This window comes from Flectobacillus major DSM 103 (assembly GCF_000427405.1).
Classification (GTDB): domain Bacteria; phylum Bacteroidota; class Bacteroidia; order Cytophagales; family Spirosomataceae; genus Flectobacillus; species Flectobacillus major.
Genome location: NZ_KE386491.1, coordinates 455,169 through 473,708, shown reverse-complemented (window position 1 = coordinate 473,708; position 18,540 = coordinate 455,169). Strand labels below are relative to the sequence as shown.

Annotated in this window: 11 protein-coding genes; 6 read left to right on the top strand and 5 right to left on the bottom strand. The window is 38.2% G+C overall.

The genetic code is table 11. The features are described 5' to 3' along the window. The first annotated feature begins 294 nt into the window (after positions 1-294). Positions 295-861 (top strand): YceI family protein, encoded by a 567-nt coding sequence (locus FLEMA_RS0103855; RefSeq protein ID WP_026994325.1) that lies wholly within the window; start codon positions 295-297, stop codon positions 859-861. Between the two features lie 282 nt (positions 862-1,143). On the opposite strand, the gene FLEMA_RS0103850 is transcribed toward FLEMA_RS0103855, so the two are convergent. From FLEMA_RS0103850 to porU2, 4 genes are all read right to left on the bottom strand, one after another. Continuing rightward, a complete protein-coding gene (locus FLEMA_RS0103850; protein ID WP_026994324.1) occupies positions 1,144-2,778 on the bottom strand; it encodes a hypothetical protein in 1,635 nt (544 codons plus the stop codon). 38 nt (positions 2,779-2,816) lie between these two features. Next, positions 2,817-3,524, bottom strand: a complete 708-nt coding sequence (locus tag FLEMA_RS0103845; protein ID WP_144080036.1) for a hypothetical protein — start codon at positions 3,522-3,524, stop codon at positions 2,817-2,819. Between the two features lie 417 nt (positions 3,525-3,941). After that, positions 3,942-5,135: a sensor histidine kinase gene (locus FLEMA_RS0103840; RefSeq protein WP_026994322.1), complete on the bottom strand. Its 1,194-nt coding sequence runs from the start codon at positions 5,133-5,135 to the stop codon at positions 3,942-3,944. A 14-nt stretch (positions 5,136-5,149) separates the two neighbouring features. Further along, positions 5,150-9,919 carry a putative type IX secretion system sortase PorU2 gene (gene porU2 / locus FLEMA_RS0103835; RefSeq protein WP_026994321.1) on the bottom strand — a complete coding sequence of 1,590 codons (4,770 nt, stop codon included), beginning with the start codon at positions 9,917-9,919 and terminating at the stop codon, positions 5,150-5,152. 227 nt (positions 9,920-10,146) lie between these two features. Here porU2 and FLEMA_RS67405 point away from each other — a divergent pair, with 227 nt between their 5' ends. The 5 genes from FLEMA_RS67405 to FLEMA_RS0103810 all read left to right on the top strand — a co-directional run bounded on the left by FLEMA_RS67405 (position 10,147) and on the right by FLEMA_RS0103810 (position 17,622). After that, positions 10,147-12,501: a hybrid sensor histidine kinase/response regulator gene (locus FLEMA_RS67405; protein ID WP_144080035.1), complete on the top strand. Its 2,355-nt coding sequence runs from the start codon at positions 10,147-10,149 to the stop codon at positions 12,499-12,501. Between the two features lie 25 nt (positions 12,502-12,526). Next, positions 12,527-13,471, top strand: coding sequence for a GNAT family N-acetyltransferase (locus tag FLEMA_RS0103825; RefSeq protein ID WP_026994320.1), 945 nt, complete (start codon positions 12,527-12,529; stop codon positions 13,469-13,471). A 231-nt stretch (positions 13,472-13,702) separates the two neighbouring features. After that, positions 13,703-14,092, top strand: a complete 390-nt coding sequence (locus FLEMA_RS0103820; RefSeq protein WP_026994319.1) for a PadR family transcriptional regulator — start codon at positions 13,703-13,705, stop codon at positions 14,090-14,092. 81 nt (positions 14,093-14,173) lie between these two features. Further along, positions 14,174-16,615, top strand: a complete 2,442-nt coding sequence (locus tag FLEMA_RS67400; RefSeq protein WP_026994318.1) for a PspC domain-containing protein — start codon at positions 14,174-14,176, stop codon at positions 16,613-16,615. Between the two features lie 296 nt (positions 16,616-16,911). Further along, on the top strand, positions 16,912-17,622 hold the full coding sequence (locus tag FLEMA_RS0103810; RefSeq protein WP_026994317.1) for a head GIN domain-containing protein: 711 nt from the start codon (positions 16,912-16,914) through the stop codon (positions 17,620-17,622). 183 nt (positions 17,623-17,805) lie between these two features. Here FLEMA_RS0103810 and FLEMA_RS0103805 read toward each other — a convergent pair whose 3' ends face one another. Continuing rightward, the gene (locus FLEMA_RS0103805) at positions 17,806-18,270 is read right to left on the bottom strand and encodes a VOC family protein (RefSeq protein ID WP_026994316.1); all 465 of its coding nucleotides are present in this window, start codon (positions 18,268-18,270) and stop codon (positions 17,806-17,808) included. Between the last annotated feature and the right edge of the window lie 270 nt (positions 18,271-18,540).

Below are 18,540 nucleotides of genomic sequence, written 5' to 3'. Positions count from 1 at the left end.
TACCTTAGGGGAATCGTGGCGTTGGTCAAAATATTCCCGTTATCTAGGACACACAATATAATTGTGTTTTTTGGATAATAATTTAGAAAGGCTTGTCCTTTTCGAGACAAGCCTTTTCTTTCTAACTTCATCAATATCATTTCGTAGAAAAACTATCCTTTTATTTTACTTTTTGTATTATTTCAAGTATTTCATGAAACAATACAACACGCTAGCATTTTCTAAGTTACCTGCTATTGGTATTTTGCCAATGGTCATATTGATTTCTTTTTAACCCGTTAAACTATCATTACCATGAAAAAAATCACCATTCTTTCGCTTGTCCTATTGGTATCTATGAGCACTTTTGCCCAAAAGTGGTCGCTCGACAAATCTCACTCGAAAGTATCATTTAGTGTTGTTCACATGTTATTATCGGATGTAGAGGGTTCATTCAAAAAAGTAGATGCTACTATTACTTCTTCAAAAGATGATTTCTCGGATGCAGTATTTGAGCTTACCGCCGATGTTAGCAGTATCAATACCGACAACGATATGAGAGATAATCATTTAAAAAGCCCCGATTTTTTTGATGCAGCCAAATTTCCTACTATTACTTTCAAAAGTACTTCTGTTCAGAAAGTTGATGCCAAGAAATTTAAAATCAATGGCGACCTCACTTTGCACGGTATAACCAAACCTATTACCTTAGATGCCACCCTAAATGGTACAGGTGTAAATCCGAGAAGCAATAAAAAATTAGCAGGATTCAAAGTTGTGGGTAATATCAAACGTTCAGATTTTGAACTTGGCAAAACACCTACTGCTGTTGTGAGCGACGAAATCGAATTAAAAGCCAATGGTGAGTTTGTAAAAGATTAGTGACATTCTCCATAAAAATATATAATTGAATTATTCTTACCGAAAACATGAGTCATCCCGAATTTATTGAAGAGGCTTATCAATCGCTCAAATGATAGAAAATTAGGGGCTATTCAAGCAAAAGGCGTTCGAAATTAGTTTTTCGAACGCCTTTTACTTGTTAAATGATTCATCTTTAGCCGCACAGTATTACATCTCTACTGGTGAAAAGCATCTTCAAACATAATCACTCATCCACTAAATTTGGGATGACTCATGTTTTTCTATTCTACAGATAAACTATTACTTACACAAAATATCGGGCATAGTGCTATCAATCGAATGAACACTACCATTGGTTACGGTTTGGTTATCATAATAAAAGAGTGTACCACCTACATCAAATTTAAAATCGTAAGTACCTCCTCTTCTCAAAAGCGTAGAACTTGCCGTAATTAAACCTTCTGTATTTCTGATGGCTTTTCCAATATAAAAATAGTCGCCCGACAAACCCGCTACTCGTGCATACATGTGAATATTATCGGCATTCGAGCTTTCACCTGCCTTTTTACATTTCAGGTTAGCTCTTAGTTCTATTACATTACTAGGTACAGGAAGGTCGAGTGTTACACTATTAGTAAGAGAAAAAGGATTTCTCACCGAAATAATCGAACTGCCATTAATATCTCTAACCTCAATTTTTGTAATTGTATTGGGCGTTACTACCTTGTTATTGACACGGTCGGTAGTAGCAAAAGTCAGGATACCATCATTGATAATCACCTCGAATCGGTCGTTACCATATTGGGCAACAGCTCCGCCAAACGATATAAAATAACTCGGAATACTAGCTATTTGTTCGCTGGTAATAGTAGCCCCAAAAGCCGCTTGGGCTTTGGCCAAATCTTCGGCCGAATTAGTGTTGCCCGATACCGTTATACTCCCAAACGAGGCAAAAAACACAGAAGTTAAGTGATTAATAGTACCTTTGGCTTCTAGTTTTCCTGCAGCGTTTTTTACCAATTTTACCGAGCCTTCGTATTTGAATATCCTTGTATCTTCGTCATACGAGCCAATGGCTATCAAATCACCTTCTTGAAGGATTTTACCCGTCGAAGGGTCTTTTGCTCCAGCAGGTAATTCTGTCTGAACATCTATCTGACCCGAAAACTTCTTCACTTTCTGGTTTTGTTCGTTCGACATCTCTATATTCATTCCTACAATTGGTATAATATTGAATGAAGGAATAGGTTGGTTATTTTTGTCCAAAACCTTATCAACATTGGCCAAGCTAACTGCTACGGGTGTTTGGGTAGCATCGGCTTTTGTAATCACAATATTGATATTGCCACCAACAGGCTTTCCATTCTCATCCGACATGGTTGTTCCACTCGGAATATTGATAGATGCTTTTTCGGCAACACCATTAGTTGATGGGGTTGTTACGGCAATAGCCGCACTGGTAGTTCCCGAACTTGCTACTGTAGCAGGCTGCTGTGCAACAGTAACCCCCACTGGAGGAGCTGATATTTTGGTTAACGCTACAGTGACGACTTGGTCGGTAGTACTGGTAATTTCGACAGACGTAATACTTCTTAAATACCCTTCAGCTTCAGCAATCACCTTGAATTTTATGGGCGAGCTAGCACTTGGCGTTTCGGTAGGTTTGGCTGCCAGAGTTAGTATATTTTGCTTTACGCTAAAGGTTTTGCCTCCTACACTATTAACAACTTTGGCCGAATCAATGCCTGCTATTGTAATTTTCAAATCTTTGGGAAGTGTACCTGCATCTTTATTATCGGGCTTAAATTCCACAATTACATTGGAGTTGGCCAGGGCAACGGGCAGTTTTAGGGTAATACCCTCTAGTGGAGAAGTACAAGCATACCAGAACATAATCGCTGTTACAGTAAGGATTGTATATATATACTTTTTCATAAGATAAATGTTTAATGGATGATTGATAAGTGTTAAGCTTATTGACCAATTTTGTAAGTAAGGCTAAAAGTTAAGTTGGGCATAAAGGCATACCCTTTTACATTTCGCTCAATATCGGCAATATTTTGGTCGGTCAAGATAGACTCTATAAGCCCTGTTCTTGCAACCGCCAACTTGGGCGAACCCGAATAGTAAACACCTAAATCTACGCCAAAACCTAATCGCTTTTTGGGAATAGCTCGGCCAAAACCAAGTCCTAAGTAGGGTCTGATATTGTTACCTGTTACGATCAACTTGGCTGTACCAAATTCTTCGGCATCGAGTTCAACATCCTTGGTTAATTTAAACCGCCCTGTTTTTTGAGTAGGCTCAACGTCAACCAAAAAATCACCCGACCCATACGATGCCCCTGCTACAAGCTTGAAAATCTTTTGGCGAAAAGGATGCCAGTCAAACTTGGCACTAAACAATAAGGACGTAACATCAGGATTGATATTCAAATCAGAAGCCCCATCGCCCAAATTCACCTTAATAGGTGGTTTTACAAAAGTTTTGACATTCAGATAATCGGCCGTCAGTCGTACATTGAGCCCAGATTTTAGCTGATGAGCCACTCCAAGCCCAAAGCCATACGTTCCAGCTTGAATACTAATAGCATTACCTACATAAGGCTTTGTGTCTTGAGCATAAAGAACGCCACTCGAAAGCATAATACTCACTAATAATGAGGATACTTTTTTCATCATACAACAGGTTTAATTTTTAACGTACAATATTATACGACTTTATAAAATAGATAGATGTCACTCTTTTCGAAGAAAGAATATTTTACTAATGAAGAAAATAAATGACTATTGATGTAATCCTGCCAATAAAACCATATAATCTTATGTTTATGACATAGTCATAAAATAAAACCTATTTTGTCTATCAAGATTAAAGTAACTACAGAAGCATAAGATTTTTATCAAAAAAACAGGAACTGGAATAATAGATAGAGTCCGTCAATTATTCCAGTTCCTACAGGCATTTGTGTCAAAGATAAGTATTTTTAGCTATTATCCAACAGTGCCGCTACTTTTCAATCAGCAATTTATTACATGAATGAGTAAGCGGACACACAACTACGCAATTGATATTCAAGCATATAAAAGCCACATTTTTTATACAACACCATCTATTACTATTCTAAAAGTTGTTCCTTTTCCGACTTCTGAATGCTTTACAAATAACTTACCATTATGATAATTTTCGATAATCCTTTTGGCCAAAGTAAGCCCTAGCCCCCAACCTCGTTTTTTGGTACTAAAGCCCGCACTAAATACTTTGCTCAGATTTTGTTTACTGATACCTTTGCCTGTGTCGGTAATATCAATTGCTATTTGATTATGCTTGATATTTTCCATTGTAATCTTCAAAGCTCCAACCCCATTCATGGCATCCACGGCATTTTTACAAATATTCTCGATTACCCATTCAAACAAATATTTATTAATAGATGCCTTGGGAAAAGCCTCTAATCTATTTTCGATAGTCAGTGAAACTTTCGACGAAATTCGTCGTTTCAAATAACTCATAAATACCTCTACTGTTTCGGCAATATTTTCTTCTTTGAGAACTGGAACAGAACCAATATTAGAAAAGCGGGTAGTAATAACATCCAAGCGTTCTACGTCTTTTTCTAGTTCTCGTACAATTTCGGGGTCATAACTAGGGTCGGATTTAAAATACTCTACCCAAGCCGTTAACGACGACAGCGGTGTACCCAACTGGTGAGCTGTTTCTTTGGCAAGCCCCACCCACACCCTATTTTGTTCTGCACGCCGCGAGGCATCGAAAAACAGGTAGGCCGCCAAACCAAAAATAAGCACGACAATCAACTGAAAAACAGGATAATAGCGAAGCATATTCAATAGCCTTGAATTGCCATAATACACATATTCTTTGTGAAAATCCATGTCGAGTACAAAGGGCGGATTATCATCTTTTAGAATTTCATTGAGTTTTTCTTGTAAAAAGGCCTGTTGCTCTTTAGAGTTTAGTCCTTCAGGAATCTGAATACTTTCTGAAGCCGTCAAATACCCCGCTCCGTCCTTCAAAATCACAGGAATAGTAGTATTTTCATTAGCCTTTTTGATTTTCTCAAAAAAGAAATTTACATCTTTATCCAGCTCGTTGGTCATCATAAACTTAAACGACTCGGCATAGAGCTGTATTTGTTGCTTTTCCCGTTCTTCCAATTTTGAAACAATTCTGTCGGTAAAATACAAAGAAAAAGCCCCTAGAATCACACAGAAAGCTAAAAAGGCGATTTTCCACCAAGTATTTTTACTATAAATATCAACGGTTAACATCATAAGATTAATGGCATTTATCTGAAAATGAAAATTTTGCCTGCAAAAACGGACTTATTCCTCAACGCCCAGATGGTGTCTTTATTTTGCAGAATTACTTTGTAAAAATACATACCATTTAACAAAAGATTACCAGTTCGGTCTTTGCCATCCCAAATTATTTCGTTGAGCCCTCTATTCAAAACAATCGGCCATTCGGTTTGTAAAACCCCTGTTATATCCCAAATTTGAATCAATCCTTCTGTATTTTTTTCGGTTATATCACTAATAATGAACCGACTATACGCCTGTAACAGATTGGGCCAAACATTTACTTTGATGGTATTGGTGTCATTTTTTATCAAAATAGCTATTTGATAAGGCTCTACTCCTGCCCGATTTTGCTGGGCATCTGTACCTTGTACCCGAATCCAGATGGTATCTTTCACCCAACTTTGGGGGGAATATCGCCAATGTAACAGATTGGGAAACCGAGAAAAACGGGTTTGTACCGAATCGCCAAGTTGCAGCGGTATCCATGAGCAAGAACGACAATGTTTTTCTTCAAAAAGTATGGCTTGCCGAGGTAGTGGCCGAAAGGGGTTTTCGTCCTCCAGCAAAATATCGACTTGTGGGTGTGCAAGTATTGGTTCGTAATTAGTCACTATTCTTTCGTTGATTTTTACCGAAAGTACAGGTGGTGTTTGGTCGGGTTGTATCTCAAAAGCAAAAGTGGCTGTATTGTTGGAATAATCCTGCTCGGGTTGGCTATAAGGATTGGCTACAATACTTACCCAATAATATCCCGAAGGCAAGTCATTGTCTATCAGTACATTTACCCAAGCCGAATCGTTGGGCAATACACTTTTTAGCAATTTATATTGGGTTTTTAAGGGTACTCCCAGTGTGTTTTGCAAAACGATTTTTACGCTAATCGAGTCTTGAAAAGGTTGTTGGCTGATATTCTTGAACTGCATTTGCCAATGCAGTGGCTCAAGCTCTTGAAACACCTTTCGAGACCTATTTTCTAATAAGATGCCTTCGGGCAAAGGCTGATAATAAACCGCCCATTTTTGCAGTTGAGGAATAACCTTGGCTGTAGCAAAAGTGGTTACTTTCCAACAAATCTGTAAAAAAGGATAACGACTAGCCTGTATCGAGGTTAAATCTATGACTGAGGCACGGGGGTATTCTTGTAATTTTTGGCTATTGCCTTCTGCGGTTTTGCCCCAGATTTCTACTGTCCAAGTGGCTTGTGTCGAATCATACTCTATCTGATTTTTCAGGAAATACCACTGCCTAGCCGAACCTATCCACGGGCTTTTAATCATACATGTAGAAGCAACCTGTTCTATGGTAAAATTATCAACAAGTAAGTTGTCGGTAGTTCTAGTACCATATTTTTCAAAAGCTACCATTCCTCCTTTTTGTGCTAAAATCACAAATGGACAGCCCGATTTTAAGACTTTTAGTTGGGTGATTGAAATCCCAAAAGCTTGTAACGCCTGCCAGACTTCGCTCGACCAGCTTTGGGTATCGACTCGGCCTCTACTAAACAACAAAACCCATTCCTTTTGTTTGATGGCATTCAGATACACTATCATGGGGTTTTGGTTGACCAACAAGCTTTCATGCAAATTATTGATACAGTAAGGCGAATTGCCACAACTTAGCGTTGGTATCACCGAATAGGGTCGTAGCGAAATATCAAAAGCGATAGCATTGACACTATTCCAAGGATAACACAACCCATTACCCAAATACTGTAGTTCATTGACTACCAGTGATGTAACATAATTATCCTGTAAAACATCAGCTCCACTTATCCGCATACTCAAAGTAAGTTTCAGCGGTTTTTGTTGCCATTTTCTATCTTGCAATACAACATTTTTGTCGGTATTAGTGTACTGAAGTTGCTCAAAAGTATTGTGCATCCAACCCTCTTTTGTACCAGACAAATAAGTAAACGAGCCACTTGCCAATACCTTTTGTTGTGTATCTACTATTTGCCAATAATAGGTCAACGAATCTTGTGGCAACAATGTAACCGCCTGCTCAAAATAACCTTTGGCAAGCAAACGTTGTTGCTGCCAAAAAGGTGAATTATAGCTAATAAGTGTATCTATTTGTAAGCTAATGCCATCGGTTATAATAGGTGCAACAAAGCCCTTGAAAAGTACTTTTGTATGATTGACTATACCAAAATTTTCGGGTGAAAAAATACTTACCACTGGCGACCGAAATGTCCATTCATAAAAGGCTGTATTATTGTTTTCCTGCCATTCATCTAGCTGGTTATCGATGTCCAAATCTACCGTCATTTTTAGGCTATGATGGGCAAGGGTTATACCCTTAGGAATTTTTAGGATAATGGTATCGCTATAAAAAGGTACTATATGTTGCTCAAAACGATAAGTAGTAAGCGTTTTGCTATCATCAGCACAACGAACAGCAATAGCCCAACGAGTTTTGGGAGCTTTGCCATAATTATTGACAATCAAAGTGATTTTCAAAGAATCTGGCTCTTCTGTTATTTCGATACCATGCTCGGCAAAAGCCAAATCAGGTTTTTGCCAAAACTTCGTCAAACTAATAGCGGGGTCGCCTTGTAAGGTAAACTGCTGTAAAGTACTTTGCCAATAAGCATTGTTTAGCGTTTTTAAATGTAACGATTCAAGCGTTTTGGCATGAATATCGCCTATTGCTAAGCCCAACGAGTCTTGAAAGAGGTGAGTATAAAACATCTTTGAAAAGCCTTGCAGATAGGCTGGATAAGCCGTATGTGTATGTGCCAAAAACAAAATAGCCCCTTTGTTTGGGGTTGTTATCCAATCTGTTCCCAGTGCTATTTTGCCCGAAAACAAATCGCCCGCATCACAGCCATTAACCAGTACAAATGGATATTTCCCTTGGTTTTTGTAACCCAATGCCGAGTTGCTTGCATAGCCAATATCCAAGTCGGCTTGGCCTATGGCCGAGTGTCCAAATAGGGTTATCATAGCCAACCCTTGATTAACATGCTGAGCGGTATTGATAAACTCTACGGGGTCATCGGTTTTTTTGGCTATCGTAGAAAAATACAACCCATGTTGTGCTAATTGGGCTATTTGCTGTATTTCATCCAGATTTTGTTTAAATAGTTTTTGTTCCGACAAATACCTACCACCACTCAGGTGCAAAAAACGTTTTCGCCACAAACCCAAGCTTTCTACATTTTCATACTCTTTTACTTTAGCCAAATACTGTTCTATTTCTTGTGTATTGGTTACTGCCAAACGGCCTATCGCCATACCCATTATGCCCACCGAATCCATAACCAAAGGGGTGTCAGAACTTGGCCAGCCCACGTTTGGAACAAGGTCGAGGGCATACATTGCCGCTGATTTTCGGGCTTTGTGAGGATATACCGACGAGCCAATTAAAAATACATACTGCTTTTGGGAAGGTATTTTCATCCATGCCAAATAGCGTTGTAGAGCTATGATAGATTTATCGCCAAAACTAAAAAGGTCATAGAGCTGTTCGGTCGTAAGGATTTTAGACTTGAATTGCCCCCCTGCTGTTGAAGCTCTATAGTGAGCGTAGTCGGCAATAGCATTAGATTTTTGGAGAAGGCTACTATCTGTAATTATCAAATAATCAGCCCCTTTTTCTATACTAGCAAAAGTTACAGGCTTGATAGATAATACGCTTTTAGGCGTTTCAAAAGCATAAATTTGGGTAGCATTGGTTGTTAAAACAATCTGATTGGCAAATAGCCTAGAAGTAGTCAATAGCTCTGGCCGATTTTGATACGACACATCCCAATACTGCCAGTTGGAGCTAGCGGATTCGAGCAAAACCTGCTGTAGGCTATTATTTTCAGGCCAGTTCAAATATTTTTCTTTTTCGTTCAATACCAACTTTTGTGGATACCTCCACGCTATTGTACTAATGGCATACCGACTGGTGGTATTTGTTCCTTGGATTGTAAATGCAAAAACAGGATTAGGATTATCGGCCTTGAATGCGATAGTCTTGTTAAATACAACAGGACGAGCATCTTCCAACAAAATAGAATCCCGTTCGTCATTCCATGTATTACTGACAATAACCCATTGTTTGCCAAGCACCTGCCCAACCAAGCCAATGGAGAAATGCAACTGACCTGTTTGGGCATTGGTAAAAGGCAAATTATAGGTCAGTGGTGTTGTACCCCCATACGTTGGACTCATCCAGCCTTCACCTTCTACATAATGGCTATCATAGATTTCTTCATTGGGGAATGTCCCCTTTTCGGTGAGTCCTACAAAATAATTATCGGTAAAAACTTGTCGATGTATATCCCAATGTACCTCCTGAATCTTAGCAAGATTAGGTACAATAGATGCCGAAACAATACGTTTAGGATGAAGTACTTCAGGAGAATAAACCAGAAAATAAGCAGCAGTATCAGTAAATAAACTGTAGTCGATTTGAGGCTGATGACTGTTTTTTTGGTACAAAAGAGTATCTTCCTTACCATCATTGGGAAGAGCAAAAAACGAAAAGGAATCACCCCTATTAAATAAGGTATCGTTGTTGTTTTCTATGAGTAATGCAACCTCCTCACCTCTTCTAAACATCTGAAAATAAGCAGGATTAAGCTGTAATCCAAGCCCTTTCTTTTGCATTTCCTCAAAAGAAATCCGATATACACCTTTGCTGGCAATCTGAATTTTCCAGTACTTTTTTTGCTCGTAAATCCACTTATTGGGTACAATCTGAGCATACATTTTTATCGTAAATATCAGTACGATACTTAATAGGGTAAAGTTTCTTTTTTTCATTTTAATAGGAGTTTCACTTGTTTGCTTTTGAACGGGATAGTACTTAAATTGTAGCCCGTATTTCTTTTTTTACAAAAAATAAAAGATTTTTTTGATTTAACAGAGACAAAATCAAAAAAGCTTTATCTAAAAAATAAATATTACTTATATTAACCTTGATTTTTAAAATCGAATAGCAATTATTTTTATTCGGAAATTCCTTGCTTAAACCTCAAAATACTAACCCAGTGCCTCTAAAAACAATCAAAAATTGGTTTTCAACCCCCTTACCTCAGTCTCACTTCCGTGAATTTGAGACCGAGCGGTTAGCGTTTCAGTCAAAAGCGATTCAGCTTGCCCTAAAACTGAGCCTTGTGGCTCTTCCTGTGCTAAGTATTGGTGATTTTTGGGTACTCAAAGATATTCTAACCCCCTTTTGGTGGGACACCTATTTGGGTGTTATGATTAGTTTTGAAATAGGTATTTTTTATGTTCTGGGCAAAATCCGTAATATTTCGATTGCTCGGCTTGAGCAATCCAACGAAAAAGGTATACTCAAACGCTGGATAATTCTATCGGTAGCAGGTCTTACTTTTATTCAATACCTAGGAGCTATTATTGCCAAGCTTTATGGTGCCGAACTACTGGTTTTGGCCTTAGCGGTTTCGTATTTCAACCTATCTTTTTTGCTAAATACCCTAGAGCGATTCTTTTATAATTTATTTTGTATTATTCTGTTTTTTCTGGGTTATTATTTGATACTTTCTTCAGACCAAATTTTGCCCGACACCATACTGGTTCTTGTAGCTCTCAGTGCATTTCTCTTTGTGACTGGTAGCCAGATTCATCAGTGGCAACTTCAGCAATTTACCCAACATCGTCACCTTATTACGATGGCTCAAGAGCAAAACTCACAGCTTAGAAGGGCTATTAGAAGTCAAAAAGAGGTAATTGAAGTGCTTTGTAAAGAAATGGATGTAGCGGTAGATATTGTCGATGACACTAGTGCCCAAAGCTTAAGCTATCAAACCAAAGCTCTTTTATTTAGGTTTACAGAATACAAACAACAATTGCTAGAATCGAAACAACGTTATCAAGACCTTTTCATGAACGTAAATGACGGGGTAGGAATTATTTCAGAAACAGGACAAATCAAAGACGCTAACGATACTTTTTTAGATATACTAGGTATTTCTCGTGACGAAATGAATCACTTCGATTTGGGTATGCTAGTACATCCCGACGACCGAGAAAAATCTAATATCTATCTTAGAAAACTACTAACAGATGGCTTTTATCAAAACTATGTAGGGCGGGTAATCAGAGGCGACGGGGCTGTCCGATATTTAGAAATAAACGCTACCGCCATTGTCGAGAATGGCGTTTATAAGGGCTCGCGCGATATTATTCGAGATATTACTCACCGTAAACTAGCCGAACAGGCCATAGAGGAAGCTCGTAATGCCGAAAAGCAGTTTTTGGCCAATATGAGTCACGAAATCAGAACGCCACTCAATGCTATTATTGGTATTACGCACTTATTGTACGATACCAAGCCCGATGCCCAACAGTTAGAGTATTTTGATATTCTCAAAAACTCGTCTCAATTTTTGCTCAATCTTATTACCGACCTCCTCGATATTGCTAAAATGGATGCTGGCAAAATTACTGCCCAGCCCAAAGATTTTGACCTTCGTGGCTTGCTCAAAACCATTCAGCAAACCTTCCAAATGAAGGTTGTATCAAAAGGCTTGGAGGTTGATTTTATGATAGATATGCGAATGGAGCAGTATTATCATGCCGACGAAACCCTTATTTATCAGGTATTATTTAACCTTTTGGGCAATGCCGATAAGTTTACCGAAAAAGGCAAAATTGGCCTAAAAGCCAAAATGCTTGAAAATACAGCAGAAGATACAATTTTTGAATTTCAGGTTTTTGATACGGGTATTGGTATTCCTGCCGACAAAGTAGACTTAGTATTCAATAAATTTACTCAACTACACGACAAAAATAAAATCAAAGCTCCTGGTACAGGCTTAGGATTGTCGATTTGTAAACAGATTATAGAGTTTTTACAAGGTAAAATTTGGGTAGAAAGTACCGAAGGTAAAGGAACAAAAGTGTTTTTTACCTTGCCTTTGAAAAAAGTCAAGAACCCTCAAAATATAACACCAAATGCCTTACAAGCTTTTGCACCTCCCAAAACCGATGATATTGTTCCTGTCATTGAGGGGCTCAACGTACTATTGGTAGAAGATAATGAGCTTAACCGTAAATATGCTTGTACCTTGCTGGAAAAATGGCAAGTGAATCTTGATGTGGCTTTTGATGGGCTAGAAGCCTTTCAGAAAGCACAAGAAAAAAAGTATGATTTGATTTTGATGGATATTCAGATGCCTATTTTAGATGGCTACGAGGCTACTATCAAAATTATTAATACCCAAAATCCAAATAACAATACGCCCATTATTGCCCTTACTGCTAGTGCCTTAAAAGCTCAACGAGACAAAGCCCTAGAGTGTGGTATGGTTGATTATTTAAGTAAACCTTTTACGCCAGTACAGCTCAAAGAAATTTTGCATAAATACGCCTTTCGATAAACCACCAATACTACACCTTGTTGCTATGTTAAAAATAGTATATCCTTATACTCAACCCAACTTTGGTATTGACGTTGATTGTTTTTTATTCAATCAGCCCAAACACTGGCCAAGTCAATCGTCGGAGTCGCCCTATTCGTTTTATTGGCTAGATAATTCTCAGGAAATTGCCCTTGCCTCCATTCATATTTGGGTAACCCACGCACAGGCTGTTAGCCCACTCAGGGCAAGCTTTGGCGGTTTTGAGCTTAGTGGGCAGATTACTGCTATCGAGATTCAACAATTTGTCAGGGAAATTCTTCAGTACTTATCTACCTTAGGGTGCTCTTCGCTAAAGCTCATACAATGCCCCACCTGCTATCAGGCTAATAGCAATATTCTACATCAAATATTGATAGAATTAGGATTTCAGGTCTGTTACACCGACCACAATCAGCACCTTGCAGTTACCGAAAAGCCTTTCTATACACAATTACACACTTCGGCCAAACGCCGTTTGAACAAATGCCGACAAGCAGGTATTACAGCCCAGTTGCTCAAAAAACCTTTTAATTATGAGGCCATTTATCAGTTTATTATAGCAGCACGTATTCGCAAAAACTATCCAATTAGTTTAACGCTCAACGATTTCATCCAGCTTCATCAACAATTTTCAGCCGAGTTCAAGCAATGTGTCGTATATGACAAGCAACAGCTTATTGCTACCTGTACCCTAATTGTTGTTCAACAAAACAACATCCTTTATTATTTTCTCCCTGCCGACCATGCCAACTACCTGCCTTTTAGCCCAAGTATTATGTTGATAGAAACCCTTTATGTATATGCCCAAGAACAGGGCTATGAAATATTGGATTTGGGGATTTCGTCGACCCAAGGACAAATCAACGAAGGCCTTTTCCGATTCAAACAAAACCTTGGTGCTATAACCTCCAGTAAATCAACTTATTTATACACTTTCAAAACGCATTAGTTTTGGCCACTTGCTAGCACTTACTAGATTCATTTTGCCAAAAATGTCTTTTTTTTTGCCTTTTATCCAATATTGAAAATATTTTTCCTATAGTACCTTGCATCGCATAGTACCTTTTTATATCTTTGAATCAATAATTAATGAAGCAATAAAACAAAAGCATGCACATTAAGCCCAAGGGATTAATGTATTGGGCATACTGTATATCGCTTTCCTATAAAATACAATGTTATGGATTTAGAAAACGCAAAAGTGCAAATGCGGAAAGGGATTTTGGAGTTCTGCATTTTGCATATCATATCAAGAGGCGAGGTATATGCCTCGGATATGCTTGAAGAACTCACTTCGGCCAAAATTATGGTGGTAGAAGGTACTCTTTACCCTTTATTGACTCGTCTGAAAAACTCAGGTCTTTTAGATTACAAATGGGTAGAATCATCGTCGGGGCCACCACGCAAATACTATGTATTAACCGACAACGGCAAGCTATTCTTAGAGCAGCTAGAAAGCACTTGGATACAGCTTCAGGCATCGGTAGGGCAAGTAATTCACGATTCGTTTTATCATCATAAAGAACAAGATGACTCAAGCCCAAACACAACCGATACAGCCAACGAATAATACCAAAAGTAAACCTTAAACCTTGCTTATAAGCTTGACACAGCGTGTTAACCTTGGCTAAGCAATAAAAATATCACTCCAATGAAAAAGACTATTTCTATCAATATAGCAGGTATCATTTTCTATATAGAAGAAGATGGTTACGAAAAACTAGGGAATTACCTCAAAGCTATTCAGTTGCATTTTGCTTCTTATGAGGGCTCAAAAGAAATTATCCATGATATTGAGGCTCGTATAGCCGAAAAATTTTGGGACAAACAAAAAAAGGAAAATACCCAAGCCATTACCCTCGACGACGTAGAGGAGTTGATTGCATCGATGGGAACAGTTTCTGATTTTGAAGCCATTCAAGAAGAAGAAGACCTTTTGGCAGAAGAAAGCAATACCGAAAAAGGCTCAAGTAGCACTTATTCTGAAAACCCTCAAAGTGAAAAATCATCAAACAATGGTTCACAACAAGCACCTTATGGCCCCAAAAAGCTATTCAGAGATACCAAAAGAAAACTTTTGGGAGGTGTTTGTGCAGGATTTGCTCATTATCTAGGCATAGATGCCCTTTGGGTTCGTCTTATCTTTTTGGTGCTATTTATAGGCCTTTCGCCAGTTACACAATCACCATTGAGCGGGGTAATTTTTGTGCTATACATAGCATCATGGATTGCTTTCCCTTCTAATTTCAACATTGAAGACGACGATACTATCAAGAAATTCTACCGTAACCCCGACCAAAAGGTCCTCGGTGGTGTGGTTAGTGGGCTAGCATCGTACACGGGTTTCGACCTCGGAATGTTACGATTTATCTTTGTTGTAATGATATTCATGTTTGGGTCGGGCATTGTTATCTATCTTATATTGTGGATAATAGCCCCCGAAGCAAAAACCATTACCGATAAAATGCAGATGACTGGCGAGCCTATTACCTTAGAGAATATAGAATCGAATATCAAAAAAACCTTGTCTACTGAAAACAAACCCGAGGATACTCTCACCAAACTTTTGTTGCTACCGTTTCGACTCATATCACAATTGGTAAAAGCAGTAGGCCCTATTGCAGCGTTTTTTGCCACAATCATACGCTTTAGTGCAGGTAGTATCATGCTATTAACAGCCTTAGCTACAGTATTGGTGTTATTTTTCTCGTTGTTTGTGGGTATTACAGCTTTAGAAAACGGTCATGTTTTTATTGGCGACGACCTACCTGTTGGCCTAATTGCACGAGATGCCTCTCCTATCATGTTTATTGGTGGTTTTTTGGCGGCTATTGTTCCTACTACTATGGTAGGTTTGGCAGGTATTTCATTGATTACACGCCGTAGCTTGTTTACGCCAGTTATTTGGCAGAGTCTTTTTGGAATCTTCTTTGTTGGTTTGTTTGCCAGTATGTACACAGGAGTACGCTACGCCAAAAACTTTGCCCGTACATCGTCTATCGAAAATACGATAACTTATAATTTTGGTAAAAAAACGCCTTTACTCGATAGCAAAAATATTGATGATAACTTCCGCTTTGAAACCAATCTCGAACTTATTGGCTACGAAGGCACAGAGCTTAAACTAGAAAAAGAAATAAGAGCCAAAGGAAAAGACAAAAAAGATGCCGAAAAGAATGCCTTAGCCATTACCTATTCGGTGGTTAATAAAGATTCGGTATTGCTGTTCGACAATAAGTTTGAGTTTACCGAAAATGCTCGTTTCCGTGACCAACGTGTTAAAATGAAGCTTTATATTCCTTTCGAAAAGCCCTTCAGTATGACACGCCAGTTTGCTTACTTTATCGAAAACCGAGTACCAAACAAGTATTTCGACACAGACAAAAACCTTTTCAAAGGCTCGCTTTGGCAGTTTAATAAAAATGGTGAACTAGAATGCCTCAATAGGTTTCCTATAGAATACTCTAATGATAACAATTATGACAGTTTTGATGATGAAAGCGATTTCTCATCTTCACAATTTGTACAAAAACTCCCGCTAAAAGACTTTGAAGCAATTCAAACCGACTTGGTAGGCGTAACCACTCTGGTAGTTAAACAGGGCGAAAACTACAAAGTAGAGGTTGCAGGAACACAGCAGTTTGTAGAACAAATTAAAGCTGAGGTGGTCAATAACAGATTAAAAATTAGTAGTAAAAATAAAAACAATAGCCAGTCGGTTCTCGAAATCCATATTACAGTACCACGCTTAACCGACCTTGCTATTTTGGAAGGTGTGGGTACTACCAGCCTCAAAGACTTTGACGGCGACAGGTTATCTATAGAAATGCGTGGCAATAATCAAATAAAACTTTCGGGACGCACCAACCAGCTTCAAGTAAAAGGGTTCGGCATAACTCATTTAGAAGCCTTTGACCTTGAAGCCGACAATGCCAAAATAGAAGTAACCGACAACGCCCGTGCCGAAGTAAAAGTAAATCACAACTTGGAAGCCAAAGCCAAACAGGTAGCTCAAATCCGCTACAAAGGCGACGCTCTTGTACAAAAAACACTAACCGACAACGGCATCATTACCAAAGCTAATGACGAATAATAGGTGTTCGGTTTAGAACAAAAATTGTAATAAAAACGAACACTTCGTTTATTGCCAAATATATAAACTGCAGATTATAAGCATTTTATATATTTGGCATATTTTTTCTCTTCAATAAAACAAATCCTTGTGGCATACCAGCCTCCCGATTTGAAAGGCATTACCTATTCACCTACAGATTGAGGTACAGCAAGAGCTAATTAAGGATATTTTGAGAAATTTCAATAAAAATCAGTATCTGATGCAACGAATGAATCAAAACTTGCATCATATACGCAAAACTAAATACGAAACACATGAAACTTCAAACCTACCTTCGCAGTGCCCTTACTTTAGGTGCTATTATTTTATTCAGTACATTCGCAGTTGCTCAAAGCAAAAAAGATTTTAACTTATCGGGCTTCAACGAAATCGAAATGTCAAGTGCCTTTATTGTTGATATATCACAAGGAAATTCGTACAAAGTAAGTGTCGAAGCAGAAAGAGAAGAAGACCTAAACGACCTTGAAGTAAAAATCAAAGGAAAGCGTTTGGTGGCTTCTTACAAAAACAATAGCGGTTGGTCGTGGGGAAAAAACCGCAAAAGAGTACATTTTACGATTACTCTTCCAGATTTAAAAGCATTAGATTTTTCGGGAGCAACTCGTTCAAAAGTATGGGGTTTTAATGACCTCGAATACCTAAAAGTTACCTATTCGGGAGCATCACATTCAGAGCTTAACCTCAATGCCGACAAAATTGTATTTGATATTTCGGGAGCATCGAATGTAACCTTGAAAGGAAAAGGAGGCATCATGAAATTAGAAGCTTCTGGGGCCAGTAAATTCAATGCTTTGGAATTTAGTACAAAAGACGCCGACCTAGATGTTTCGGGAGCAACAAGTGTACGTGTAAACGCCCAGAAATCATTGAATGTAGAAGCAAGCGGTGCATCGTCGGTACGTTACATAGGTACACCTTCGGTGCGAAGCGATGTGTCGGGAGCATCATCAGTAAAAAGCGAATAACAATATTTAACCTACCTATTTAACAAAGCCTGCCAAATACCATTGGCAGGCTTTATTGGTTATATGGAGTTAGATATTGTAAGAGTCCAAACTGTAAACTCAAGTCTCTATTTTTATCATCATTGAATAGTCAACTATAATTTCAAGAATTCATACGCATCTTTCACCTCTTGTACTTAACTACTATCTCTTTGGCTCGTTTAGTTCTATTACATAGCCGTCGGGGTCGGTTACATAAATTTGAAAAGCTCCATCAAAACGTTGTTGGCGATGATAGGCTATGCCTTTACTTTTCAAAAAAGCTTCTATTCCATCGGCTGAATTAGTCGGAATACTCAATGAAAAGTGAGCCCCATTTTTGTCATTGTTGCTTACAGGCTCGTTTCGCCCCAATAACAAATGGAGTTCTTGCCCTGGTGCTATCTGAAACCAACGTCGAATAGACAATAAATTATCGGGTACACTTACAGGTGTTAACCCTATTATTTCTCGATAAAAAGCAGAGCTTACTTTAAGGTCTTTTACCGCCAAACCTACATGATTATAAGATAAAATGGTAATACCTTTGGGGGTATCTTGTGCATAAGTTTTACTGGTAAACAAAATTGCGATAGCAAAAATTGAAACGTACTGATAAATTGCTTTCATATTGAATAAAGGGTCATGTGAGGAAACAAAAATACTGATATTTTAGGGCTATTACCATAATTTCATTATTCGTAGGTATTTTTAAATGACTATGCTGGAAATTTAGTTATATCATATTTGGCAATAAATTGTCTGTCAAATAGTTAGTGGGGCTTGATATATGTAATGAATAAAAGGATATTAGCCCTTGTTGACTAATAACTCTATGTTTTCGGTAAACATTCTACGAAAAAACTGTTTATTCTTATGAAAGGTCAAAATCAGGATGTT